Origin of the sequence: Paraburkholderia sp. J63 (assembly GCF_905220245.1) — a bacterium.
GTDB lineage: Bacteria > Pseudomonadota > Gammaproteobacteria > Burkholderiales > Burkholderiaceae > Paraburkholderia.
This window is the reverse complement of the sequence record NZ_CAJMZF010000016.1, coordinates 53,581-75,401: the sequence shown is the minus strand read 5'-3', so window position 1 is coordinate 75,401 and position 21,821 is coordinate 53,581. Positions and strand designations below refer to the sequence as shown.

Below are 21,821 nucleotides of genomic sequence, written 5' to 3'. Positions count from 1 at the left end.
TGCGCCGGCCGCAACTGTTTCTGGTTCAGGTCTTTCGGGGATTTACATGAAGTTACTCGTCGTCGGTTCTGGCGGCCGCGAACATGCGCTGGCGTGGAAGCTTGCGCAGGCGCCGCGCGTCCAGCTCGTCTACGTCGCACCGGGCAACGGCGGCACCGCGCAGGACGAGCGGCTCGCCAACGTCGACATCACGGACATCCATGAGCTCGCCGATTTCGCCGAGCGCGAGCAGATCGCCCTCACCGTGGTCGGGCCCGAAGCCCCGCTCGCGGCCGGCATCGTCAACACGTTCCGCGCGCGCGGCCTGAAGGTGTTCGGCCCCACGAAGGAAGCCGCGCAGCTCGAAAGCTCGAAGGACTTCGCGAAGGCGTTCATGAAGCGCCACCACATCCCCACGGCCGCCTACGAGACCTTCTCCGACGCCGCGGCCGCGCACGCCTGGGTCGAGAAAAACGGCGCGCCCATCGTGATCAAGGCCGACGGCCTCGCGGCGGGCAAGGGCGTCGTGGTGGCGATGTCGCTCGAAGAGGCGCATCAGGCCATCGACATGATGCTCGCCGACAACAAGCTCGGCGACGCCGGCGCGCGCGTGGTGATCGAGGAATTCCTCGCGGGCGAGGAAGCGAGCTTCATCGTCATGGTCGACGGCAAGCACGTGCTCGCGCTCGCGTCGAGCCAGGACCACAAGCGCCTGCAGGACGGCGATCAGGGCCCGAACACGGGCGGCATGGGCGCTTACTCGCCCGCGCCCATCGTCACGCCGCAGCTGCACGCGCGCGTGATGCGCGAAATCATCCTGCCGACCGTGGCGGGCATGGAGAAGGAAGGCATCCGCTACACGGGCTTCCTCTACGCGGGCCTGATGATCGACGCGCAGGGCAACCCGAAGACGCTCGAATTCAACTGCCGCATGGGCGACCCGGAAACGCAGCCGATCATGGCGCGCCTGAAGGGCGACTTCTCGAAGGTCGTCGAGCACGCGATTGCCGGCACGCTCGACCAGGTCACGCTCGAATGGGACCGCCGCACGGCGCTCGGCGTCGTACTGGCCGCGTACAACTACCCGGATACGCCGCGCAAGGGCGACCGCATCAACGACATCCCCGCCGAGACCGAGAATTCGGTCACGTTCCACGCGGGCACGCAGATCGTGGACGGCAAGCTCGTGACTTCGGGCGGCCGGGTGCTGTGCGTGGTCGGCCTCGCCGATTCCGTGCGCAGCGCGCAGAACGTGGCCTACGAGACCGTGAACCGCATCTCGTTCGACGGCATGCAGTATCGCCACGACATCGGCTATCGCGCCGCCGGGCGCAAGCAGTAAGCGCAGCGCAGGACACGCGCACGGGGGCGGTTTGCGAACCCGTGCGCGCGCTGCCGGCATACCGGCGTGCGCGCCATCTGGCGTGACCGGCGCCGCCCCGCCTGGCGGTGCATCGCGCCACACGGCAAGCGCACGTGGCCGCCAGGCCGCGCCGGAGCGCAAGCGCCTGAAACCGCGGCGGCGGCGCCTGGCCAAACGGACGACTATCGCCGAACGGCCCGATGGCGTGCAATGCACGCAACAACGGCAACAATGCATGGGCGTCATAGCCGCGAAGCCGCGCCGAACGGCGTAAACTTCCCGCTACCGGCCGCGCCGCGCGACCCGTACCCCGATTCCGAACCCTATCCTGGCGCAGTGCCGGCCCCGCCGCCTCGCCCGCCCCATCGATGACCGAACCGATTCAAGACGGCCAAGCCCGCGTGACGCCCGCAAGCGCCACCCACGGCGCAACCCATGACAGCGCAGCCGTGCGCGCCTGGCTCTCGGGCCTGCAGACGCAGATCGCCGACACGCTCGGCGGCTTCGACGGCACGCCGTTCGCCACCGACAGGTGGCAGCGCGAACCCGGCGAGAAGCTGCGCGGCGGCGGCTGCACGCGCATTCTCGAAGGCGGCCGGTTCTTCGAGCGCGCCGGCATCGGCTTTTCCGACGTCGCGGGCGACGCGCTGCCGCCCTCGGCCACGGCCGCGCGCCCCGAGCTCAACGGGCGCGGCTTCGAGGCGATGGGCGTCTCGCTCGTGCTGCATCCGCGCAATCCGTACTGCCCGACCGTGCACATGAACGTGCGCATGCTGCTCGCCACGAAGGCGGGCGAGGCGCCCGTGTTCTGGTTCGGCGGCGGCATGGACCTCACGCCCTACTACGGCTTCGAGGAAGACGCGCAGCATTTCCACCGCGTCTGCCGCGACGCGCTCGCGCCTTACGGCGCCGGTCTGTATCCGCGCTTCAAGCGCTGGTGCGACGAGTACTTCTTCCTCAAGCACCGCAACGAGGCGCGCGGCGTGGGCGGCATCTTCTTCGACGACTACGCCGAAGGCGGCTTCGACGAGGCATTCGCGATGCTGCGCAGCGTGGGCGAGGGCTTCCTGAAGGCCTACGTGCCGATCATCGAAAAGCGCCGCGCGACACCCTACGGCGAGGCCGAGCGCGAATTCCAGGCATACCGGCGCGGCCGCTACGTCGAGTTCAATCTCGTCTGGGACCGCGGCACGCACTTCGGCCTGCAAAGCGGCGGGCGCAGCGAATCGATCCTCATGTCGATGCCGCCCAGCGCGAGCTGGCGCTACGACTGGCAGCCGCAGCCGGGCACGCCCGAGGCGCGCCTGTACACGGACTTCCTGCCGGTGCGCGACTGGATCTGACGCCGTGACGCAAGACTTGACCGTCCCCGCCGACGCGCCCGCCAGCGCCCCCGGCAACCTGCCGGCCGGCGCGCTCGCGCGGCGCGTGGGCCTGCTCGGCGGCACCTTCGATCCGATCCACGAGGGCCATCTCGCGCTCGCGCGCCATTTCGCGCAGGTGCTGGGCCTCACCGAGCTGATCCTGCTGCCCGCCGGCCAGCCCTGGCAGAAGCCCGAGGTGAGCGCCGCGGAGCACCGCCTCGCGATGACGCGCGCGGCGGCGGCCTCGCTCGTGCTGCCAGGCGTGACGGTGAGCGTCAGCACCGACGAGATCGAGCACGACGGCCCCACCTACACGGTCGAGACGCTGCGCCGCTGGCGCGCGCGCAGCGCAAGCAACGGCGCGGCGGCGCTCACGCTGCTGATGGGCGCCGATCAACTGCTCCACCTCGATTCGTGGCACGAGTGGCGGGAGCTGTTCGCGCTCGCGCATCTCGGCGTGGCGAGCCGCCCCGGCTTCGATTTCACGGCGCTGCCGGGCGCCGTCGCCGCCGAAGTGGCCGCGCGCCGCGCCGGCGCCGCCACGCTCGCGGCCACGCGCTGCGGGCATCTGCTGATCGACGCGACGCTCGCGCTCGATATTTCGGCCACCGAAATCCGGCGCGAGCTGGGCGCGTGCGTGGAGCGGCAGGTCGCGCCGGACGCAATACCAGAACAACGCGGCGGCACGGCCGCCGACAAGGTCCCCGCAGCAGTGTGGGACTATATCCTTCAACATCATTTGTACAGGCACCACGGGTAAACATGGACATCCGCAAACTTCAACGCGCCATCGTCGACGGTCTCGAAGACGTCAAGGCACAGGACATTCGCGTCTTCAACACGAGCCATCTGACCGAGCTGTTCGACCGTGTGGTCGTCGCGAGCGGCACCTCGAACCGCCAGACCAAGGCGCTCGCCAACAGCGTGCGCGAGAAGGTCAAGGAAGCCGGCGGCGACATCGTCAGCACCGAAGGCGAGGACATCGGCGAATGGGTGCTGGTCGATTGCGGCGACGCGGTCGTCCACATCCTGCAGCCCGCGCTGCGCCAGTACTACAACCTCGAGGAAATCTGGGGCGACAAGCCGGTGCGCGTGAAGCTCGCGGCCACCACGGGCTTCGTGGGCGCGCGTCCGAGCGAGCCGATCGACGACGAAGACGAGGACGAAATCGCCGCGCCCGCCGTGAAGAAACCCGCGCGCAAGGTCGCCTCGCGCCGCAGCGCGAAGTAATGGCGCCAGCGACGCGCATTGCGCGCGCAACGACCGGCCACGCGCCGGACCACCCGCGCACAAGCGCGTCACGCATTCGTTTAGCACCATGAAACTGCATATCGTCGCCGTCGGGCACAAGATGCCGGACTGGGTGGCCGAGGGCTTCGAGGAATACACGAAGCGCATGCCGCCCGAGCTGCGCATCGAGCTGCGCGAAGTGAAGCCCGAGCAGCGCTCGTCGGGCCGCTCGGCCGAGAGCGTGATGGCCGCCGAGCGCACGCGCATCGAGGCGGCGCTGCCGAAGAACGCGCGCATCGTCGCGCTCGACGAACGCGGCAAGGATTGGACCACGATGCAGCTCGCCCAGGCGCTGCCCGGCTGGCAGCAGGACGGGCACGACGTGGCGTTCCTGATCGGCGGCGCGGACGGGCTCGATCCGCAGCTCAAGTCGCGCGCCGACACGCTGCTGCGCCTCTCCTCCCTCACCCTGCCCCATGCGATGGTGCGCGTGCTGCTGGCCGAGCAGCTTTACCGCGCCTGGACCATCACGCAGAATCACCCCTATCATCGCGTTTGAAGCGGGCCGGATCGCGGATGGAATGTGCTGGATCGCGGCGCGCCGCAGCCGCCGCGATGCATAAACCCGCGCGAACCCGATTTCCGCCTCATCAAGACGTAAAAACGCCCCGATGACCACTACTGCGCCCTATCCGTTCGTCTATCTCGCCTCGCAAAGCCCGCGCCGCCAGGAACTGCTGCAGCAGCTCGGCGTGCGTTTCGAGCTGCTGCTGCCGCGTCCCGACGAAGACGCCGAATCGCTCGAAGCCGTGCTGCCCGGCGAGGCCGCCGCCATCTATGTCGAGCGCGTGTGCGCCGCGAAAGCCGATGCCGCGCGCGCCCGGCTCGTTGCGGGCGCGCACGCCTATGCGCCGATCCTCACCGCGGACACCACCGTGAGCGTCGACGGCCATATCCTCGGCAAGCCGCACGACGCCGCCGATGCCTACGCGATGCTCGAACGGCTCGCCGGCCGCGAGCACGAAGTGCTCACTGCCGTGGCCGTGGTCAATGCCGAAGGCGTCTGCCTGCCGCTCGCGCTCTCGCGCTCGCGCGTGCGCTTCGCCCCCGCGCTGCCCGCGGCGCTGGCGCGCTACGTCGCGAGCGGCGAGCCGTTCGGCAAGGCCGGCGCATACGGCGTCCAGGGGCGCGCCGCCGAGTTCATCGAGCGAATCGACGGGTCCTATTCGGGTATCATGGGTTTGCCACTTTTCGAAACGGCCGCCCTCCTGCGCGCCGCCGGCATCGACTTCTAAAACCAATCATGAACGAAGAAATCCTGATCAACGTCACGCCTCAGGAGACGCGTGTCGCGTTGGTCCAGCAAGGTGCAGTCCAGGAGCTTCACGTCGAGCGCACGCTGTCGCGCGGACGCGTCGGCAACGTCTATCTCGGCAAGGTCGTGCGCGTGTTGCCGGGCATGCAGTCCGCCTTCATCGACATCGGCCTCGAGCGCGCCGCGTTCCTCCACGTCGCCGATATCTGGCATCCGCGCATCGCGGGCGAAGCGCATGCGCCGGTCCATCATCAGCCCATCGAAAAGACCGTGTTCGAAGGGCAGACGCTGATGGTCCAGGTCGTGAAGGACCCGATCGGCACCAAGGGCGCGCGGCTTTCCACGCAGGTGAGCATCGCGGGGCGCACGCTCGTCTATCTGCCGCAGGAGCCGCATATCGGCATCTCGCAGAAGATCGAGAGCGAGGCCGAGCGCGAAGCCGTGCGCGCGCGCCTGACCGCCGTGCTGCCCGCCGACGAGAAAGGCGGCTACATCGTGCGCACGATCGCCGAGGACGCCACGAGCGAAGAGCTGGCCGCCGATGTCACCTACCTGCGCAAGACGTGGACGACGATCCTCGCGCAGGCGCAACGCATGCCCGCCACCAGCCTGCTCTATCAAGACCTCAATCTCGCGCAGCGCGTGCTGCGCGACTTCGTGAACGACGAGACCTCGCGCATTCAGGTCGATTCGCGCGAAACGTTCCAGCGGCTCACCGAGTTCGCCAGCGAGTTCACGCCCGCCGTGCTGCCGATGCTCCATCACTACACGGGCGAGCGGCCGCTTTTCGACCTCTACAACATCGAGGCCGAGATCCAGCGCGCGCTCTCACGCCGCGTCGATCTGAAGTCGGGCGGCTACCTCGTGATCGACCAGACCGAGGCGATGACGACCATCGACGTGAACACGGGCGGCTACGTGGGCGCGCGCAACTTCGACGACACGATCTTCAAGACCAATCTCGAAGCGGCGCACACCATCGCGCGCCAGTTGCGGCTGCGCAATCTGGGCGGCGTGATCATCATCGACTTCATCGACATGGAGAACGTCGAGCACCGCGACCAGGTGCTCGGCGAGCTGAAGAAGGCGCTCTCGCGCGACCGCACGCGCGTGACCGTGAACGGCTTCTCGCAACTGGGGCTCGTGGAGATGACGAGAAAGCGCACGCGCGAATCGCTCGCGCATGTGCTGTGCGAGCCCTGCCCCACGTGTCTCGGCAAGGGGCAGGTGAAGACCTCGCGCACCGTGTGCTACGACGTGCTGCGCGAAATTCTGCGCGAGTCGCGCCAGTTCAATCCGCGCGAGTTTCGCGTGGTGGCCTCGCAGCAGGTGATCGATCTGTTTCTCGAGGAGGAGTCGCAGCATCTGGCGATGCTGATCGATTTCATCGGCAAGCCGGTGTCGCTGCAGGTGGAGTCGAATTTGAGTCAGGAGCAGTACGATATTGTGTTGATGTGAGGGGCGTGCTGGGTCGCCTCGATCGCCCTCGATCGGGAAGACGCGCTTCGAATCCGTGGCGAAGCGCGCCGCCCCCCGATCACTGATAGCTTGTCACGACCGACACCAACGTCGGCCCCGCCGTGCGTGACAAGGCGCCTGCCTGAAGCCGGATCACCCCGCCGGCGCTGCCAATACCGTATCGTTCGTTGCCATCGACCTGGCGTCTATCGACAGCCCGGCCAGCAGCGCTTACCGACACAGCAGCCGGCGCGGCAAGCGACGCGCTCGCGTTGTCGCCGAGTGCAACGATCGATACGTCGGCGTAAGCCCTGCTGTTTGGCGCGGCGACATACGCGATGGACAGCGCGCCATCGGGCGCGACCGTCCACATGGGCGCGCTCGTGTTTGAAGCGCCGGCAAAACTGCCGGGGGCAGCGGTGATGCCGAACGTCGGTTCAACGATCGCGCCGCTGAAGCGAATGGTTCCCCCCGTTCCAGCCAGCGCGGCATCGCAAGCCGTGAACAGCATCGATGCGCCGAGCGCCCATTGCCGTGCCTTTCGTCCGTGCTTCGATTTCATCGTGCCTCCGTATGGAAGATCGCAAACGCCGCCCATCGGCGGAGCGCGTCTGCGCATGGCTTAACGGCGCATCACGAGCAAATCGTAGGTAGTGCTAATCCTAATTTAAAGATATGGGCGGCGTCATTCGTTGCACGGGCAAGTGGGTCAAGCAACCGTAGATCGTCGCTGACTCGCCACGTCGCGAACCGAATGCCGAGCGGGAAGTGCAAAGACTTGTCAAAGCACCGCGCAGATCAGTTCCGCTTGCCTCCGGAATGGCAATTCGTGCTGTGCGACGGGCGAGAATGCAAACGGCAACACCCTTTCCGGCCCAAGCCATCCGCATACCACGCATGGCAACCGCCCTCGTGCAACGCCCTTGCCTCTCATCCTGACTTGAAATCATACGGGATTCCCGTATAATCGAAAATGCGGACCGTAATCGAAACACCGACATTCCAGAAGCAGGCGGAGCGAATCTGGTCCGACGCCGAACGCCTCGACTTCATCACCTGGATCGCTGCCAACCCGCAAGCGGGAGATGTGATTCCAGGTGCGGAAGGCGCCCGCAAGGTTCGCTGGAAGCGTGCCGGCACCGGCAAGTCGGGCGGTACGCGGATCATCTATTTCGATCTGAGCGATGCGGAAATCGTGTTGCTCGTAGCGGTCTATGCCAAGGCCGAGCGCGAGAACATGCTCCCCAAGGACATCCGGAAGGTAGTGTGATGAAGGACATAGAGAGAATCGCCAAGGCCATTGAGGCCGATGCCGGCGAGCCGCTGCCGGATCTGCGGCAGGCGCTCGAGGAAGCGAAGGGGCGCATCGGTCGCGTGACCACTCCAGAGCAGATGCTCGTGCGTCAGGCACGTGAGGCGTCGGGCATGACCCAGCCGGCGTTTGCCGAATGCATCGGGACTCCCGTTGCCACGCTGCGCGATTGGGAACAGGGACGATTCGCGCCATCGGGCGCTGTGCTGTGCCTGCTGCGCCTGATCATCAAGCATCCCGAACTCATGGCCGAGCTCGCCGCCTGACCCCAGGTCTGCGCTAACTCACATTGCGGCTTCGCGCCTCCCGGCGCGAAGCTGTCGCACGCATCATCGGAGCACCGCAGTTGAATCATCAGCGCGCCACCCTTTCCCAGCTGGGCGAGTTCGACGAGATCGTCGACGTGAGAACGCCGCTCGAATACGCCGAGGATCACGTGCCCGGCGCGATCAATGCCCCCGTGCTCAGCAACGAGGAGCGCGTGATCGTCGGCACGTTGTACAAGGACTCGCCCTTCGAGGCCACGCGCGTGGGCGCGGCCATCGCCGCGCGCAATATCGCCATGCATCTGGACACGACCTTCGCCGGGCGTCCGCGCAACTGGCGCCCGCTCATCTACTGCTGGCGCGGCGGCAAGCGCTCGGGCTCGATGACGGCCATGTTCAACATGATCGGCTGGCGCGCGCGGCAGCTCGAAGGCGGCTACAAGACCTGGCGCCACGCCGTGCTAGAGGCGCTCGGCACGCTGCCCGCCCATCTGCGCTACGTCGTGCTCGCCGGGCCCACGGGCAGCGGCAAGACGCGTCTTCTGCAGGCGCTCGGCAAGGCCGGCGCGCAAATGCTCGATCTCGAGGCGCTCGCCGCGCATCGCGGCTCGCTGCTCGGCGCGCTGCCCACGCGCGCGCAACCCTCGCAGAAGTCGTTCGATACGGCGCTGGTTCAGCAACTGCGCGCATTCGACCCCGCGCAGCCCGTCTTCGTGGAGGCGGAAAGCCGGCGCATCGGCGCGATCACGCTGCCGGCCGCGCTCGTCGAGGGCATTCACGGCGCCACCTGCATCGTGGTCGAGGTGGCGCGCGAGGAGCGCGTGGCGCTGCTGCTGGAGGAATACGGGCATCTGCTCGACGACGAGACCTACTTCCGCGAGCAATTGCTGAAGCTCACGCCGCTGCACGGGCGCGAGCGCATCGAGTCGTGGTGCCGTCTGCTCGCGGAAGGCCGCCACGCGGAGCTGTCCGAGGTGCTCGTCACCGAACACTACGATCCCGCGTATTCGCGCAGCACGCGCAAGCACTATTCGACGCTTTCGGCGTCGCCGCACTTCGTCTTCCATCCGATGACGGGCGACCCGGTCGAAGAAGCGCGCGCGCTGCTCGCGCAACTGCACGGCGAAGATCTGCTTGGGGAGAAGTCGGAGCAAGCGCCCGGTTGAATCCGGGCGACGCTCGCCCGCTGTCTGCTTGTGTCGGGGACGGGCGCCGGATGGTGCGTGCCGCCCCCGCTGGCCAACCCGGGAAAAAGCGCCCGGGCACCCATTCCGTGCCCGGGCTAAGCCATCGGAGTCCCGATGGTGGAGGTTTCCTCCGGGGCAGGCCTCGTTTCGGAGCGGCATTGCACCGCCCGATCGCTACTCGATCGCCCACCGGCTGCGAGCGCCGCGTCGCCCTCCAGCAGCACGGCGCTCGATTGCTCAACCAGGCATTCGACTAAAGCCGGCTAGCGGCTTAGGGATGCGCGTACATCGCATTCCAGTCTTGCGCCGACACCGTCGCACCACGGACGCCCGATTCCGATGCATTCGCGACACCGCCGTACGCGCTATTGCCGTTCTGCGCGGCGATCCTGGCTTGCGCGGCCTGGATCGCGTCCGGGTAGTGCGCTTGATCGCCATCGCCGACGCGGTAACCGACCTTCTGGAGTTGCACGAGCTCTTCGCGCACCTGGGCGCGGGTGATGGTCGAGTGCGACTGCGCGAACGAAGCGACGGGAACGACGAGTGCAGCGGCAACAGCAACGGCTTGAATCAGGGACTTCATGGTTACGACCTCCAGTTTGTTCAGGACGGCCGACGTGCGACTGTGTGTATGTGCATGCGACCGATGTACGCATCGTATGCCTGTCAGACTCCAGGGTTAACCCTTGAAATCCTAGGGGTCCTTTCCAGATTTCGGAAGAATCGCGGGAGGCGCCGCGCGGGCACGCGGCGCAAGCTAGCGGGTCGGGGAAATGTCGGCGACGAGTTCGAGGAGCGCGTCCACGTGGGCCTGCACGCTCGCGTCGTACAGCACGGCGGAATGGAAGCCCGATGACCCATCGATGGGTCCGACGGGCCCCTCGGGTTCGACGCGCTGTCCGGGCGCCGCCACGGCCGCTTCGATCGCGCGGCGCAGGTCGGCGGCGTCGCCGGGCTGGAACAGATATTTGGCGGTATCGGCGATGGCGTCGCAGCAGCCGATATTCGAGGAGAGGATGACCGGCGTGCCGCACATGACCGACTCGATGCCGACGAGCCCGAACGGCTCGTAGGTCGACGCAAGAATCGAGTAATCGGCCGCGCGATAGGCGTTTTCGAGGTCCTTCACATAGCCGATGTAGCGTACGCGCTCGCTCGCGCGTTCGGGCGGGCGCCCCGCCACGGCCACCACGACGGGCAGGTCCAGCGCTTCGACGACCTGCTCGATGAGCGGCAAGCCCTTGCGTTCGTGGCTGCTCGATGCGAAGAGCAACACCGTCTCGTGGTCGGCGAATCCGTATTGCCTGCGCAGCGCGGCGCGCGTCGGGGCGTCCACGGGTGAGAAGCGCTCGCCGTCCACGGGGGGACAGAGCACCCGGATCTTCGCCGCGTCTACGCCATAAAGCTCGCGAAGTTCCGAGCGCATAAGATCCGAATGCGCGACGATCACGCGCGATCGCGCATATTGCTGGCTTTCGAGCGCGATCTGCCGGCTGTCGGAGCCGCGCTGCGTGCGCCCCGTCGCGCGCAGAAAGCCGCGATGCGTGCCGCCGCAGATGGCGATCTCCGAGGAATCGACCCGGTTGCAGCCGATCAGCACGTCCACGCCCGCGCGCCGCCGCAACGTCGTGAGCCGCCGCGAGAACCACGCGTCGCGCAGCTTCCCCGGCAGCAACGAAACGTTGATGCGATGCGGCTCCACGAGCGTGTATTCGGGTACGGATGGATCGAACTTGCGGGCAAAGAACACGGGCCGCACGCCGCGCGCGGCGAGGCCCCGGACCAGGTCCATCGCATAGCGTTCGAGGCCGCCGCTATGCTTGAGCGCGTTGCAGGAGATTCCAACCTTCATGACCGGTCCGACAGGTAAATTATTGTGCGCAATTCTCGCGTGGGCCGATTATAAAGCGCCAGTTCCTGACAGCGCCGAAGCCCGCCGCGCGAGAGTCTTAGGCGTGGCCCGACGCGGGCGTACACGATCCGCGAAAATTTCTGTAATGCGCCCGGTAAGCCGGGGTAAGCCGCCTGTCAGCGCATCCCGCGTACCCAAAATGCCCTCCGGTATAATCGATCGATTCATGGGCAGTCGCGCCGGGTCATCCGTTTGACCGGCTTGCACTGACCGCGGGGGGCGCAGCAGCGCTCGCCCGGCTGCATCGACATAACAACTGACTGCCCGCCCCGATTTGCGCCGGCCGACATGAATCACGATACGACGACCTACCCTCGCCGCCTGGCTCCAATCGTTACCCTGCTGCTCCTGCTTGGACCCGCCACCAATCTGGTCTGGCGCGGCGGTACGGGTTACTGCTTCTTCCTGCTGCTCGCGTTCGCGCTCTATGGCGCCTGCGCGTACCGCCGTGACCCCCGCTATTTCGCGCCGTGGCGCGAATACCGCTGGTACACCGCCGCGATGCTCGCCCCGCTCGTCGTGGTCGTGCTCCAGCAGCCGTTGCTCGGCTACTGGGCGCCGCACCAGTTCGACGCGCTGTCGCGCCTCACGCTCGCGCTGCCGATCTTCCTGCTGCTCGCCCGCCTGCCTTCGCGCCGCCTCACGGTGGTCGGCTGGGGCTGCGCGCTGGGCGCGCTCGCGGCGAGCGCCTGGGTGTTCGTCGACCGTCCCGCGGGCGGCTGGAACGACACCGAGCGCCTCTCGAACTACTACACCAACGCGATTCCGTTCGGCGACACCGCGCTGCTGTTCGCGTTTCTCGCGGTGTTCACGTTCGGCTGGGACCGCAAGGCGCGTCCGCTGGCGCTCATCGTCAAGCTCGCCGCACTGGTCGCGGGTGGCTTCGTTTCCTATCTCTCGGGCACGCGCGGCGGCTGGATCGCGGTGCCCGTCTTCGCGCTCCTGCTCGGCGTGCAGTATGGGTGGTTTTCGCACTGGAAACGCGTGGTCGTCACGCTGGCGCTGCTCGCCGTGGCGGCCGGCGCGTTGTTTTCGACGAACGGCATTCGCCACCGCGTGGCCGACGCGGGCTCCGATTTCACCCTCATGCAGCGCGGCGACAAGGACACGTCGGTGGGGCTGCGCCTGCAACTGTGGAACGCCTCGGTGACGCTGTTCGAGCGCCATCCGGTCTACGGCGTGGGCAAGGGACGTCTGGAACAGGCACTCGGCGAGCTCGCGCAGCACGGCGAGGCGAGCCAGCAGATCGTCAATGAGCGCGCGCACAGCGACTTCTTCTCGGCCATCGCCGAAATGGGCGCCGTGGGCGCGGCCACGCTCTTGTTGGTCTACTTCGGCACGTCGGTTTATTTCTGGCGCGCGCGCCGCGCCGCCGATTCCGTGATCCGCACCGCCGCCTGCAGCGGCCTCGCGGTGTCGTTCAGCACGATCCTGTTCGGGCTCACGATCGACGTGCTGGTGCCGATCCAGGTCGTCGTCCTGATCGCGCTGCTCACGACCAACTTCCTCGCGATCATCGTGTCGCGCAAGCGCGAACTCGAAGGCGGCGCCGCGGCCTGAGCGGCCGCTCCTCCCTGCCCTTACGCCGCGTTCTGCTGGAACTGGATCTGATGCAGATGCGCGTACAGCCCGCGCTGTTCGAGCAACTGCTGATGCGAGCCGCGTTCGACGATACGGCCCGCTTCCATCACGAGGATGCGGTCCGCGCGCTCGATGGTCGAAAGCCGGTGCGCGATCACGAGCACCGTGCGGCCCTTCATCAGCGTTTCGAGCGCCGCCTGCACGTGGCGCTCCGATTCCGAGTCGAGCGCCGACGTCGCTTCGTCCAGAATCAGGATCGGCGCGTCCTTGTAGATGGCGCGCGCGATCGCGAGGCGCTGGCGCTGGCCGCCCGAGAGCTTCATGCCGTTGTCGCCGACCAGCGTGTCGATCCCTTCAGGCAGCGCCGCGATCGTGTCCCAGAGATTGGCCGCGCGCAGTGCGTCCTCGACGCGTGCAGGATCGGCTTCTTCGCCATAAGCCACGTTGTTCGCGACCGTGTCGTTGAAGAGCGTCACGTCCTGGCTCACCATCGCGATCTGGCTGCGCAGCGCGTGAATGTCGTACTCGGGCAGCGGTACGCCGTCGACGAGAATCTCGCCGCCGCTTGGATCGAAAAAGCGCGGCAGCAGGTTCACGAGCGTGGTCTTGCCGCTGCCCGAGGGGCCCGCCAGCGCGATCATCTCGCCCGGCGCCGCGCTGAACGTCACGCTTTCGAGGATCGGCCGCCCGTTCCCATAGTCGAACGACACGTTGCGGAACTCGATCTCGCCGCGCGCGCGCTCGAGCGGCTTGCCGCCGCCCGCGGGCTCGGCCGGCTCGTCGATCAGGCCGAAGATCAGCTCGGCGGCCGTCATGCCGCGCTGCAGCGGCTGGTTCACGTCGATCAGGTGCTTGAGCGGCGAGATCACGAGCAGCATCGAGGTGACAAAGGCCACGAAGCCGCCCACCGTCGTCTGGTCGTGCGAGGCCTGCACCACCGCAATGGTGATGACGATCGCGAGCGCGATCGAGGCAAGGAACTGCGTGAGCGGCTGCGCAAGGCCGCCCGAGATCGTCATGCGCATCTGGTAGCCGCGCAGGCGCTTGCTCATCTCGCCGAAGCGGTCCATTTCGTACTGCTCGCCGTTATGAACCTTGACGACCTTGTAGCCGCCCACGGTTTCTTCGACGATGTACGACAGCTCGTTCGTGAGCGCCTGGTGCTCGCGGTTCAGGCGGCGCAGGCGCCGGTTGATCTTGCTGACGAGCCAGCCGATGGCCGGCAGCAGCACCGCCACGATCAGCGTGAGGCGCCAGTTGAGGATGAACAGGTAGCCGAGCAGGAAGACCACAGTGAGCGAGTCGCGCACGGAGGTGACCAGCACGCTCAACAGCACGCCGAGAATCTGGTTGACCTCGAACACGATCGCGTTGATGACCGTGCTCGCCGTCTCGCGCTGGAAGAAGCCCACGCTCGCGTGGATCATGCGTTCGAACATCTTCAGGCGCAGCTCGAGCAGGATCCGGTTGGACACGTACTGGAGCAGGTAGCCGGAAGCGTACTGCGCGAGGCCGCGCACGAGCGCAAGGCCGATCACGGCGCTGGGCACGATCCATCGGGCGCTCGGGCTGCCCTTGGTGCCGAAGCCGTGGTCGAGCAGCGGCTTGAGCAGCGCGGGAATGCCGGCCTCGGTCGCGGCCACGATCGCCAGCGTGGCAATGGCCGCGATCGACACCCAGAGGAGCGGCTTGAGGTACGGCCACAGCCGCCGTCCGACCGACGCGGGATTCGACTTCGTGCCGGTGCCGATCGGCTTGCTGAGGGTGGATTGTCGGGACGTCTCGCTCAAGGAATCCTCTGGAAAGGCGTGTGCTGGAAATGCGCGATGAATACGGGTGTGAATGCGACGCGTGCCGGGACAACTGCCTCGGCCAACCGGCCGGGCCACCTGCCGCTTCGGGGCAGCCAGACAGTCTGACGGACGGTCCGGCGGCGCGGTACGCATTGTATACGCTTGGCGCGGGTGCGCCCGACGCGAGAAGCATCGTCTAGAATACGCACCTCTGCGCCTGGCCGGTCCCCGGCGGGCGCGACGCGGCTCACCGCTTCCGACACTCCTCCAGAACAGGCGACCTCTGCATGTCCGACGGACTTTCTCCGACCCGCCCTGGCCGCGAGGCCAGCGGCACGCCGCGCGCCACGCTTTCGGTCATCGTGGTGGCGATGAACGAGGCGCACGACATTGGCGACTGCCTCGAATCGGTGCGCGGGCTCGCGATGGAAACCATCGTGTTCGACTCCGGCAGCACCGACGGCACGCCCGATATTTGCCGCGCGCTCGGTGCGCGCGTGTTCGAAACCAACTGGCCCGGCGACGGCCCGCAGAAGAACCGGGCGCTGGCCGAAGCGCGCGGCGACTGGGTGATCTGCCTCGACGCCGACGAGCGCCTGAGCCCCGAGCTGCGCGACGAAATCGCCACGCTGCTCGTGCAAGGCTCGACGCACGCCGCCTTCAGCACGCCGCGCCGCTCGAGCTTCTGCGGGCGCTTCATGAAGCATTCGGGCTGGTGGCCCGACCGCATCGTGCGCCTGTTCCGGCGCGGCAGTGCGCGCTTCACCGACGTGCGCACGCACACGCACCTCGAAATCGACGGCACGACCGGCCGCTTCGACGGCCCGTTCATCCATATTTCGATGCCCAACCTGCACGAGGCGCTGGACAAGACCAATGTCTACTCGACGGAGGGCGCGCTGACGATGGCCGAGGCCGGCAAGCGCTCGTCGCTCGCGAAGGCGCTCGGCAAGGGTTTCTGGGCGTTCTTCCGCACCTGGGTGATACGCGCGGGTTTTCTCGACGGCGCCGAAGGGCTGATGCTCGCCATCAACAACGCCGAGACGACGTACTACCGCTACGTCAAGCTCGCGCTGCTCACGCGCGACGGCAAGGTCGCGAAAAAGCGCTAAACGGCGCTCATTGACGGCGCTCCATTTGATTGCGCTCCGTTGAGACCTGAAACGCAGAACGGGCGGCCCTGGCCGCCCGTTCTGCTTTCACGCGCCCGATAACCCGTCGTCAATAGACGATTTCGATGGCGCTGCCCGCGAACTCGCCACGCAGCGCGGCGATGAGGTCGTCGGTGGGCTTCACGCGCCAGGCGTCGCCGAGACGCACCTCGCCTTGCGCGCGGTCGTTGCTGTAGACGATCTGCACCGCGAGGCCATTGGGAATGACCACCTGCTCGCGCTCGCGGCCCCGGCCGCCATAGCCACCGCCGCCGCCATCGCGCCCGCCACGCCCACGCGTTTCCACGACCGGCGCGGGCAGCGAATCGTCGGGCTTCGCGCGATGCGCCTCGAGCACCGTGCGCAGCGCGAGCGCGTCGGCGTTGCCGTTCATCTGCACCTTCACGGCCTGCGCGTAGCGGCTGCGAGCGCGTTCGAGATCCATCACGGTATCCACGGTGAAGCGGATGCCGCCCGTGAACGCGTCGTTGCGCGCCCCGCCCTGCACGACCAGCAGCTCGTCTTCCTTGAAGAGCGCCTTGTGCGCCTCGTATTGCTCGTTGAACACCGTCACTTCGCACTGGCCGGTGCCGTCGTCGAGCAGCGCGATCAGCATCTTGCCGCGCTGGGTCATCTGCGTGCGCAGCGAGGCGATCACGCCCGCGACGAGCTTGTCGCGCCCTTCCTTGAGCTCGCCGATCTTCTGGCGCACGAAGCGCCGCACTTCGTCCTTGTAGGCGTCGAAGAGGTGGCCCGACAAATAGAAGCCGAGCGCACCCTTCTCTTCCTGGAGCCTGCGCTTGTCGCCCCAGGCGGGCTCGTCCACCAGCTCGTGCGCGGCCAGCCGCGCGTCGCCCATGTCGAAGAGACCCGCCTGCATGGCGTTGGCGCTCGCCTGCTCGGCGGCCTCCATCGCCATCGGCACGGAGGCGAGCAACTGCGCGCGGTTCGCATGGATCGAATCGAACGCGCCCGCGCGGATCATTGCCTCGATCGTACGGCGGTTCACGAGACGCCGGTCGATACGCTCGCAGAAGTCGAACAGGTCCTTGAAGAGACCGCCTTCCTCGCGCGCACGCAGAATTTCTTCGATGGCGTTCTGCCCGCTGCCCTTGATCGCACCGAGACCGTAGCGGATCGTGCGCGAGCGCTTGCCTTCGGCCACATGGGCATCGGCGACCGGCTCGAAGCGATACGCCGACGCGTTGACGTCGGGCGGCAGCACCTTGAGGTTGTTGGTGGCGCAGTCCTCGAAGAGGATCTTGACCTTGTCGGTGTCGTCCATGGCGAGCGACATATTCGCCGCCATGAATTCGGCCGGATGGTGCGCCTTGAGCCATGCCGTGTGATAGGCGAGCAGCGCATAGGCGGCCGCGTGCGACTTGTTGAAGCCGTAGCCCGCGAACTTCTCCATCAAATCGAAGGTTTCGTCGGCCTTCTCGCGCGTGAGGCCGTTTTTCGCCGCACCTTCCGCGAAGATCTCGCGGTGCTTGGCCATTTCCTCGGGCTTCTTCTTGCCCATCGCGCGGCGCAAAAGGTCAGCGCCGCCGAGCGAGTAGCCGCCGATGATCTGCGCCATCTGCATCACCTGCTCCTGATAGACCATGATGCCGTAGGTCTCTTTCAGAACCGGTTCGACGCGCGGATCGGGATACTCCACCACTTCACGGCCGTGCTTGCGCGCGCAGAAGCTCGGGATCAGGTCCATCGGGCCCGGACGATACAAGGCCACGAGCGCGATGATGTCCTCGAAGCGGTCGGGCTGGGCGTCCTTGAGCATGCCCTGCATGCCGCGGCTTTCCAGCTGGAACACGGCGACCGTATTCGCTTTCTTGAGGATCTGGAACGAGGCCGCGTCGTCGAGCGGCACCTGCGCAAGCGACCAGTCCTGCTTCGACGGATCGAGCATGCGGATATAGCGCTCGGCCCAGTCGAGAATCGTGAGCGTGGTCAGGCCCAGAAAGTCGAACTTCACGAGGCCAACGGCTTCCACGTCGTCCTTGTCGTACTGGCTCACGACGCCGCTTTCGTCGCCCTGCGTGTAGAGCGGGCAAAAATCCGTGAGCTTGCCCGGCGCGATCAGCACGCCGCCCGCATGCATGCCCACGTTACGCGTGAGCCCTTCCACGAGCTGCGCAAGATCGAGCAGCTGGTGTACTTCGTCTTCGTTGTCGTAGCGCTCCTGGAGCAGCGGCTCTTCCTTCATCGCGTCGGCGATGGTGACGTGCTTGCCCGGCTTGAACGGAATCAGCTTGGCCACGCCGTCCGTAAAGTTGTAGCCGAGGTCGAGCACGCGGCCGATGTCGCGCACCGCAGCCTTCGCGGCCATGGTGCCGAAGGTCGCGATCTGCGAGACCGCGTCGGCGCCGTACTTCTCCTTCACGTACTGAATGACGCGATCACGCCCGTGCTGGCAAAAGTCGATGTCGAAGTCGGGCATCGAGACGCGTTCCGGATTCAGGAAGCGCTCGAACAGCAGGTTGTAGCGCAGCGGATCGAGGTCGGTGATGCCGAGCGCGTAGGCGACGAGCGAGCCCGCGCCCGAGCCCCGGCCCGGCCCCACCGGCACGCCGTTGTTCTTGGCCCAGTTGATGAAGTCCGCGACGATCAGGAAGTAGCCGGGGAAGCCCATCTTGATGATGGTCCCGCACTCGAAATCGAGCCGTTCGTAGTAGCGCGCGCGCTCGTTCTCGCGCTCGGCTTCGTCGGGATAAAGCTGCACGAGGCGCTTTTCGAGGCCCTCTTTCGAAAGCTGCACGAGGTAGTCGTCGAGCGACATGCCATCGGGGGTCGGAAAGAGCGGCAGCTTCGGCTTGCCGAGCTCCAGCTTGAGATTGCAGCGCCGCGCGATTTCGATGGTGTTCGCGATGGCCGAGGGAATGTCCGCGAACAGCGCGGCCATTTCTTCCTGGGTGCGAAAACGCTGATCGGTCGTGAAGCGCTTCTGGCGGCGCGGATTCGCGAGGATGTCGCCTTCCGAGATGCACACGCGCGCTTCGTGCGCGGTGTATTCCTCGTCGGTCATGAACTGCATGGGGTGCGTGGCGACCACGGGCAGCTTCAGCTCCGCCGCGATCGCGACGGCCTGCTCGACGTACTGCTCGGCGCCTGGCTGGCCGCAGCGCTGCAGCTCGATGTAATAGCCGTTCGGGAACAGCTTCGCCCAGCGCTGCGCATGACGCTTCGCGCTTTCGACGTTGCCCGCCGCGAGCGCGAGGCCCACGTCGCCCTGCTGCGCGCCCGAGAGCGCGAGCAGCCCTTCGCCGAGACCCGCCTCGAGCCAGGCAACGTCGATTTCCGCGCGGCCGCGATATTGATTCGTGAGCCACGCCTTGGAAAGCAGTTCGCAGAGATTCAGGTAGCCGACCTTGTCCTTCACGAGCAGCAGCAGGCGCGAAGGCTTGTCGCGGTCGTCCGGATTCATGATCCAGACGTCGCAGCCGGCAATGGGTTTGACCCCTTTGCCGCGGGCTTCCGTGTAGAAACGGACGAGGCCGAATGCGTTGCCGAGGTCGGTGAGCGCGAGCGCGCCCTGACCGTCCCTGGCCGCCGCCTTGACGAGGTCGTCGAGGCGCACGATGCCGTCGGCAATCGAGAATTCGGAGTGGACGCGGAGATGGACGAAGCGGGGATCTGACATGGGCGTCATTGTACCTCTACGATCCGGCGATTTTTGCCGCCGCCTGCACGCAGAACGCCGCGTTGGCCAAAACGGCCCGGGCCATACGGATAAGGCCTTGCGCGCCATCAGCATTGCGCGACATGCAGTGCAGCGCGCAGGAGGCGCCGCATCGCCCGGTTGAGGGATAATAGCGGATTACGCCCGCCGCGCAGCCTGTCGCACTTTGGCCCCCTTTGCCACGCCTCACGCCGCGCCCTCACCGCGCTTTCACCCCGATTTCGCCACCGGCTCGATCGGCGCGCGCCGAAGAGGCGGGTCCGTCCGATTCAGGTTTTCAAGTTGGCCATGCGTATTCTCAATCTCTCCGCCTACCAGTTCGCGACACTCGACAAGACCGCCGAATGGCGTCCGCTCGTGCTCGAACGCTGCCACGCGCTCGACTTGCGGGGCACCATCCTGCTCGCGCCCGAAGGCATCAATCTGTTCGTCGCGGGCGACGAAGGCAACGTGCGCGCCTTCATGGACTACATCAACCATGACCCGCTCTTCGAAGGCAAATTCGCGACGCTGCGATTCAAGGAAAGCTTCTCGGAAAATCGCCCCTTCAACCGCATGCTCGTGCGTCTGAAGCGCGAGATCATCACGATGAAGAAGCCCGCGATCCGCCCCGAGGAAGGCCGCGCGCCCTCGGTCGCGCCGGTCGTGCTCAAGCAATGGCTCGATCGCGGCTTCGACGACGCGGGCCGCCCCGTCGTCATGCTCGACACGCGCAACGCGTTCGAAGTGGATGTCGGCACGTTCGAGCAGGCGCTCGATTACCGCATCGACAAATTCAGCGAATTTCCGGGCGTGATCGAAGCAAACCGCGCCGATCTCGAAGGCAAGACCGTGGTGTCGTTCTGCACGGGCGGCATCCGCTGCGAAAAGGCCGCCATCCACATGAAGGAAGTGGGGATCGAGCACGTCTATCAGCTTGAGGGCGGCATTCTCAAATATTTCGAGGAAGTGGGCGGCGCGCACTATAGCGGCGACTGCTTCGTGTTCGATCAGCGCACCGCGCTCAATCCGCAGCTCGAACCCACCGACACCGTGCAATGCTTCGCATGCCGCGCCGTGGTCTCGCCCGCCGAGCAGGCTTCGCCGCTCTACGTCGTGGGCGAGAGCTGCCCGGCGTGCCATCCGGAGCGCGCGCAAGCGTCTGCAGGGGCCCAGGCTCCGGCCCAGGCGGCTTGATTCACGTGTGAGCGTGAGCGCACCGGCTCGACCGCAGCAGGAATATCGCGGGCGCTTCGCGCCCTCTCCCACAGGACCGCTGCATTTCGGCTCGCTCGTCTCGGCGCTCGCGAGCTGGCTCGACGCGCGCGCGCATGGCGGCGCGTGGCTCGTGCGCGTGGAGGACATCGACGGCCCGCGCACGGTGCCCGGCGCCGCCGAGGACATCCTCGCGACGCTCGAGCGCTTCGGCTTTCACGCCGACGAGCCGCCCGAATGGCAAAGCCGCCGCGTGGATCTTTATCGCGCGGCGCTCGACCGGCTGATCGCGAAGGGGCACGTCTATCCGTGCGGCTGCACGCGTAAGGAAATCGCCGATTCGCAACTGCACACGCACCGGCGCAACAGCACGTTGATCTACCCCGGCACCTGCCGCGACGGCCTGCACGGCAAGCCCGCGCGCGCGTGGCGTCTGCGCGTGCCGGACGACGATCCGCACGCCGCGCACCATCCTGCGCTGATCCTTTTTGACGACCGCTGGCAAGGCCCGCAGCAACAGGACCTCGCGACCGAGGTCGGCGACTTCGTGCTGCTGCGCGCGGACGGCCAGTGGGCCTATCAGCTCGCCGTGGTCGTCGACGATGCCGCGCAACACATCACACACGTCGTGCGCGGCGCCGACCTGCTCGACTCCACGGCGCGCCAGATCTGGCTCCAGCAGTGCCTGGGCGTGCCGACGCCCGCGTATCTGCACGTCCCTGTGGTGACCAACGAGGCCGGCGAAAAGCTCTCGAAGCAGACCGGCGCGCTGGCGCTCGACGCAACGCGGCCTCTGGAAGCCCTGCTGGCCGCCGCGCGGCATCTCGGGCTCGAATTGCGCAACCCCGCGCCCGCCACGCTCGAAGCCTTTCAGGCCGACGCCATCGACGCCTGGACGCGCCGCCTCGCGCAACTGCCGGCCATCACTGCGTGAACGCGTAACGCTCGATTGCGCACAGAAATGCGAAAGCGGCGTGCCGGTCGAAACCGGCACGCCGCTTTTTTCATCGCGCGAAGCCGCGCCAACAAGCTAAATG

At 66.8% G+C, this 21,821-nt stretch carries 19 protein-coding genes; 14 read left to right on the top strand and 5 right to left on the bottom strand.

The window, feature by feature from the left end:
- Positions 1-46: 46 nt before the first annotated feature.
- The 7 genes from purD (at position 47) to rng (ending at position 6,709) form a co-directional block, all read left to right on the top strand.
- Positions 47-1,321 (top strand): phosphoribosylamine--glycine ligase, encoded by a 1,275-nt coding sequence (gene purD / locus U5775_RS18805; RefSeq protein ID WP_322059596.1) that lies wholly within the window; start codon positions 47-49, stop codon positions 1,319-1,321.
- Positions 1,322-1,710: 389 nt separating this feature from the next.
- Complete coding sequence (hemF, locus tag U5775_RS18800) at positions 1,711-2,685, top strand: oxygen-dependent coproporphyrinogen oxidase (RefSeq protein WP_322059595.1); 975 nt, start codon at positions 1,711-1,713, stop codon at positions 2,683-2,685.
- Between the two features lie 16 nt (positions 2,686-2,701).
- A complete protein-coding gene (locus U5775_RS18795; protein ID WP_322059677.1) occupies positions 2,702-3,466 on the top strand; it encodes a nicotinate-nucleotide adenylyltransferase in 765 nt (254 codons plus the stop codon).
- A gap of 2 nt (positions 3,467-3,468) precedes the next feature.
- Positions 3,469-3,936: a ribosome silencing factor gene (gene rsfS, locus U5775_RS18790; protein ID WP_322059594.1), complete on the top strand. Its 468-nt coding sequence runs from the start codon at positions 3,469-3,471 to the stop codon at positions 3,934-3,936.
- Positions 3,937-4,024: 88 nt separating this feature from the next.
- Entirely contained in the window at positions 4,025-4,495 is a 471-nt protein-coding gene (gene rlmH, locus U5775_RS18785) for a 23S rRNA (pseudouridine(1915)-N(3))-methyltransferase RlmH (RefSeq protein WP_322059593.1), read from the top strand.
- Between the two features lie 112 nt (positions 4,496-4,607).
- Positions 4,608-5,231, top strand: a complete 624-nt coding sequence (locus U5775_RS18780) for a Maf family protein (RefSeq protein ID WP_322059592.1) — start codon at positions 4,608-4,610, stop codon at positions 5,229-5,231.
- Between the two features lie 8 nt (positions 5,232-5,239).
- Positions 5,240-6,709 (top strand): ribonuclease G, encoded by a 1,470-nt coding sequence (gene rng / locus U5775_RS18775; RefSeq protein WP_322059591.1) that lies wholly within the window; start codon positions 5,240-5,242, stop codon positions 6,707-6,709.
- 79 nt (positions 6,710-6,788) lie between these two features.
- Here the strand turns inward: rng and U5775_RS18770 are convergent, their stop codons facing one another.
- Entirely contained in the window at positions 6,789-7,271 is a 483-nt protein-coding gene (locus tag U5775_RS18770; protein ID WP_322059590.1) for a hypothetical protein, read from the bottom strand.
- Between the two features lie 411 nt (positions 7,272-7,682).
- Between U5775_RS18770 and U5775_RS18765 the strand changes: the two genes are divergently transcribed.
- The 3 genes from U5775_RS18765 (at position 7,683) to mnmH (ending at position 9,453) form a co-directional block, all read left to right on the top strand.
- Positions 7,683-7,979 carry a DNA-binding protein gene (locus U5775_RS18765; protein WP_322059589.1) on the top strand — a complete coding sequence of 99 codons (297 nt, stop codon included), beginning with the start codon at positions 7,683-7,685 and terminating at the stop codon, positions 7,977-7,979.
- Positions 7,979-8,287, top strand: coding sequence for a helix-turn-helix domain-containing protein (locus U5775_RS18760; RefSeq protein WP_322059676.1), 309 nt, complete (start codon positions 7,979-7,981; stop codon positions 8,285-8,287). Before U5775_RS18765 ends, U5775_RS18760 begins: the two co-directional genes overlap by 1 nt.
- Positions 8,288-8,367: 80 nt before the next feature.
- Positions 8,368-9,453, top strand: a complete 1,086-nt coding sequence (gene mnmH / locus U5775_RS18755; protein WP_322059588.1) for a tRNA 2-selenouridine(34) synthase MnmH — start codon at positions 8,368-8,370, stop codon at positions 9,451-9,453.
- A 292-nt stretch (positions 9,454-9,745) separates the two neighbouring features.
- On the opposite strand, the gene U5775_RS18750 is transcribed toward mnmH, so the two are convergent.
- Together U5775_RS18750 and U5775_RS18745 are read right to left on the bottom strand one after the other, a co-directional pair.
- Positions 9,746-10,057: a DUF4148 domain-containing protein gene (locus U5775_RS18750; protein WP_322059587.1), complete on the bottom strand. Its 312-nt coding sequence runs from the start codon at positions 10,055-10,057 to the stop codon at positions 9,746-9,748.
- A gap of 174 nt (positions 10,058-10,231) precedes the next feature.
- A complete protein-coding gene (locus U5775_RS18745; protein WP_322059586.1) occupies positions 10,232-11,326 on the bottom strand; it encodes a glycosyltransferase family 4 protein in 1,095 nt (364 codons plus the stop codon).
- Between the two features lie 348 nt (positions 11,327-11,674).
- Between U5775_RS18745 and U5775_RS18740 the strand changes: the two genes are divergently transcribed.
- Entirely contained in the window at positions 11,675-12,946 is a 1,272-nt protein-coding gene (locus U5775_RS18740) for an O-antigen ligase family protein (protein ID WP_322059585.1), read from the top strand.
- 20 nt (positions 12,947-12,966) lie between these two features.
- Here the strand turns inward: U5775_RS18740 and msbA are convergent, their stop codons facing one another.
- Positions 12,967-14,718, bottom strand: a complete 1,752-nt coding sequence (msbA, locus tag U5775_RS18735; RefSeq protein WP_322059675.1) for a lipid A export permease/ATP-binding protein MsbA — start codon at positions 14,716-14,718, stop codon at positions 12,967-12,969.
- Positions 14,719-15,047: 329 nt separating this feature from the next.
- Here msbA and U5775_RS18730 point away from each other — a divergent pair, with 329 nt between their 5' ends.
- Positions 15,048-15,872 (top strand): glycosyltransferase family 2 protein, encoded by an 825-nt coding sequence (locus tag U5775_RS18730; RefSeq protein ID WP_322059584.1) that lies wholly within the window; start codon positions 15,048-15,050, stop codon positions 15,870-15,872.
- Between the two features lie 109 nt (positions 15,873-15,981).
- Here U5775_RS18730 and dnaE read toward each other — a convergent pair whose 3' ends face one another.
- Entirely contained in the window at positions 15,982-19,560 is a 3,579-nt protein-coding gene (dnaE, locus tag U5775_RS18725) for a DNA polymerase III subunit alpha (RefSeq protein ID WP_322059583.1), read from the bottom strand.
- A 318-nt stretch (positions 19,561-19,878) separates the two neighbouring features.
- Here dnaE and U5775_RS18720 point away from each other — a divergent pair, with 318 nt between their 5' ends.
- Together U5775_RS18720 and gluQRS are read left to right on the top strand one after the other, a co-directional pair.
- Positions 19,879-20,766: a sulfurtransferase gene (locus U5775_RS18720; protein ID WP_322059582.1), complete on the top strand. Its 888-nt coding sequence runs from the start codon at positions 19,879-19,881 to the stop codon at positions 20,764-20,766.
- A gap of 13 nt (positions 20,767-20,779) precedes the next feature.
- A complete protein-coding gene (gene gluQRS / locus U5775_RS18715; RefSeq protein ID WP_322059581.1) occupies positions 20,780-21,718 on the top strand; it encodes a tRNA glutamyl-Q(34) synthetase GluQRS in 939 nt (312 codons plus the stop codon).
- Positions 21,719-21,821 lie beyond the last annotated feature (103 nt).

Excerpts from the sequence above, each read along its gene's own strand:
- purD (WP_322059596.1), top strand. The coding sequence starts at position 47 with ATGAAGTTACTCGTCGTCGGTTCTGGCGGCCGCGAACATGCGCTGGCG.
- hemF (WP_322059595.1), top strand. The coding sequence starts at position 1,711 with ATGACCGAACCGATTCAAGACGGCCAAGCCCGCGTGACGCCCGCAAGC.
- rsfS (WP_322059594.1), top strand. The coding sequence starts at position 3,469 with ATGGACATCCGCAAACTTCAACGCGCCATCGTCGACGGTCTCGAAGAC.
- rlmH (WP_322059593.1), top strand. The coding sequence starts at position 4,025 with ATGAAACTGCATATCGTCGCCGTCGGGCACAAGATGCCGGACTGGGTG.
- U5775_RS18780 (WP_322059592.1), top strand. The coding sequence starts at position 4,608 with ATGACCACTACTGCGCCCTATCCGTTCGTCTATCTCGCCTCGCAAAGC.
- rng (WP_322059591.1), top strand. The coding sequence starts at position 5,240 with ATGAACGAAGAAATCCTGATCAACGTCACGCCTCAGGAGACGCGTGTC.
- U5775_RS18770 (WP_322059590.1), bottom strand. The coding sequence starts at position 7,271 with ATGAAATCGAAGCACGGACGAAAGGCACGGCAATGGGCGCTCGGCGCA.
- U5775_RS18765 (WP_322059589.1), top strand. The coding sequence starts at position 7,683 with ATGCGGACCGTAATCGAAACACCGACATTCCAGAAGCAGGCGGAGCGA.
- U5775_RS18760 (WP_322059676.1), top strand. The coding sequence starts at position 7,979 with ATGAAGGACATAGAGAGAATCGCCAAGGCCATTGAGGCCGATGCCGGC.
- U5775_RS18750 (WP_322059587.1), bottom strand. The coding sequence starts at position 10,057 with ATGAAGTCCCTGATTCAAGCCGTTGCTGTTGCCGCTGCACTCGTCGTT.
- U5775_RS18745 (WP_322059586.1), bottom strand. The coding sequence starts at position 11,326 with ATGAAGGTTGGAATCTCCTGCAACGCGCTCAAGCATAGCGGCGGCCTC.
- U5775_RS18740 (WP_322059585.1), top strand. The coding sequence starts at position 11,675 with ATGAATCACGATACGACGACCTACCCTCGCCGCCTGGCTCCAATCGTT.
- U5775_RS18730 (WP_322059584.1), top strand. The coding sequence starts at position 15,048 with ATGTCCGACGGACTTTCTCCGACCCGCCCTGGCCGCGAGGCCAGCGGC.
- dnaE (WP_322059583.1), bottom strand. The coding sequence starts at position 19,560 with ATGACGCCCATGTCAGATCCCCGCTTCGTCCATCTCCGCGTCCACTCC.
- U5775_RS18720 (WP_322059582.1), top strand. The coding sequence starts at position 19,879 with ATGCGTATTCTCAATCTCTCCGCCTACCAGTTCGCGACACTCGACAAG.